At 45.4% G+C, this 2,597-nt stretch carries 2 protein-coding genes and 1 pseudogene; all 3 read right to left on the bottom strand.

Features of this window, described 5'->3' with window-relative positions; all coding sequences use genetic code 11:
* On the bottom strand, nt 1–802 hold an 802-nt coding region (locus F6K53_RS37015), incomplete at its 3' end, for a carbohydrate-binding protein (RefSeq protein WP_293084535.1).
* 63 nt (nt 803–865) lie between these two features.
* A complete protein-coding gene (locus F6K53_RS37010) occupies nt 866–1,849 on the bottom strand; it encodes a KpsF/GutQ family sugar-phosphate isomerase (protein ID WP_293084533.1) in 984 nt (327 codons plus the stop codon).
* Nucleotides 1,850–2,264: 415 nt separating this feature from the next.
* Nucleotides 2,265–2,597: pseudogene (locus F6K53_RS37005) on the bottom strand (glycosyl transferase); the annotation flags it as partial.

Raw genomic sequence — 2,597 nt, 5'->3', positions numbered from 1 at the left:
CATTGAGTGCAGAAGCCACACGAGCTTCGAGTTGATAAGTCCCGGAACTGGGAATGGTGACCTCATAGGTCAGCCATTCTCCTGACTCAATCCAACCCACCAGCGGCGTGCCATCTACATCGCCGCTATCAGAAATATCCACATCCTCAAAGCGATACTCTCCACCATTGTTGCCAGGGTCACGATCGTAATAAGCTACCCCTTGACCACCTTGATTGTAGTCTTCTGCTTCGATGCGAACAGTAGAGCCATTTGCCTGAACATCAGTTATAGTATCTCCGTTGCCCTGATTAGAGGTGTTGTTATCTGTACCACCATTATTGCCGTTGCCGACCTCAGGAGTTGGGGTCACAGATGGTGAGACCGGAATCAAATCAATGTAGTTGATGTTGAAGCCCCCACTCAGTACATCCAGGCGCAATTGATAAGTCCCAGCACTGAGGCTGAGCACTTCGGAAGACTCGATGGTCTGCCAAGTTCTCCAGCCACCAGTGTTGCCCAAATTCACACTGGCCTGTTCTCCGTCTAGACTGACTTGGAAGCTATGATTGCCATTGAGTGCAGAAGCCACACGAGCTTCGAGTTGATAAGTCCCGGAACTGGGAATGGTGACCTCATAGGTCAGCCATTCTCCTGACTCAATCCAACCCACCAGCGGCGTGCCATCTACATCGCCGCTGTAAGAAATATCCACATCCTCAAAGCGATACTCTCCACCATTATTACCAGGGTCAAGATCGTAATAAGCTACCCCTTGACCACCTTGATTGTAGTCTTCTGCTTCGATGCGAACAGAGTTCATAACCTACTCCTAATAATTTTTATTTGCTATTAAACGAGTAGGTAGATGCTTCTTCAAGCTTGCTCAAAGTATACCACTTTGAGCAATGTCATGAAGTCGAAGTAAGCCAATACAGCGTTTGTGTTTATCCACCACCGGCAACACGGAGATTTGAGAATTCCGATTTTCCATAAGCTGTAAGGCATCGTAAGCCAGTTGGTCTGGTTGAACCATTACCGGATTGGGAGTCATAATTGCTACTGCCTTAAGGTCTTCTAGCTCAGTTGGCTTGATTTTGGCAATCGAACGTCGTAAATCACCGTCAGTAATAATTCCGAAAAGTTCACCCCTATCGTCAACTACATTGACTGCTCCCAAACTGCCTTTAGTGATAGCACCAACAATTTCAATCCAGCTGGCTTGAGGGGAAATCACAGGGTTGTCTTGGTCTTTGTGCATTAAGTCTGCGACTCTCAAAGTCAGGCGCTTACCCAAACGTCCTGCCGGATGATTCAGAGCAAAATCTTCTGGCGTTAGCCCCTTAAGTGGCATTAGTGTCATTGCCAAAGCATCTCCAATTGCCAGAGCAACCGTTGTGCTGGTAGTTGGAGCAAGATTAAAAGGACACACTTCTTGATCAACGGAAGCATCAAGCACAACATCTGCATTGCGAGCAAGAGTAGAGTTCAGGTTGCCCACAATCGCAATAATCGGTAATTGCCGACGCTTGAGGTAAGGCATTACAGCCACAAGCTCATCGGTTTCACCACTGTTGCTCAAAGTCACAACCACATCTGAAGAGGTGACGCTCCCTAAGTCACCGTGCATAGCATCCCCTGGATGTAGATAGGTTGCTAGAGTCCCCGTACTCGTTAAGGTAGCAGCAATTTTACGCCCTACAATTCCTGACTTGCCAACTCCGACCAATACCACCTTACCTCGACAATTAGCTAAAAGCTCAACAGCTTGCTCAACTTCCTGAGGTTGAAGTCGATTGGCAGCTAGAGTAATCGCATCAGCTTCTATTTTGAGCCTTTCAACAACCTGTGAAAAGCAAGTTTTGTCCATTAGGCACTGCATATTTCTGTCTATAATTGGGGTAATATAAGTAGATATACCCTAAACTAAATAATTTAATTTTTCTCTCCTTAAATTCCCCATAAATAAGTCTATTATCGGCGATTTTATTGGAGTTTTAAGTTACTTAAAACCGTAATTATTAAGCTATCAGTCATCAGCTATCAGTCATCAGCTATCAGCTATCAGTTATCAGCTATCAGCGAACAGCGATTAGCGCTACGCGCACGCTACTTGAGGTGCTATCAGCTATCAGCTTTTGAATAACATAGGCATTCGTCACAGCGTCGAAGCCTGTGCCACAAACTAGAAGCCTGTGCCACAAAGCACCTCAAGTAGCGTGAGCTTTTAGCTCACGGCTGACGGCTGACGGCTGACCACTGACTGCTGACTGCTGAATGCTTACTTAAAAACAACTCTTTTTAACGGAGTTAATCGTCCTTTTTAAAGAAGCTATTTCCCGAGCCATGGGTGAAAAATTTCCCTCTAGTAAATCACGCCTGACGTAGGAACGAACAAGGCTTAAATCAATATCATTTTGGGTTATATAACCGCACTCCCTAGCTTCGTTAAAGTACTGAAACCATAGCTCTCCATAGGGATGATTGGTATACTTCCAGGGTTGAGTGTAGAGGTTCGTATAGTGGATTAACTTCGTATCGTTGTCATAGTAATCAAAGACATTCCAAAGGGGGTCTAGTTCTCCGATCTGGTAATTGTGATGAGCAAGAAAAGCAGG

It is taken from the genome of Moorena sp. SIO4A1, from assembly GCF_010672065.1.
GTDB lineage: Bacteria > Cyanobacteriota > Cyanobacteriia > Cyanobacteriales > Coleofasciculaceae > Moorena.
This window is presented reverse-complemented; position numbering and strand designations above follow the sequence as displayed.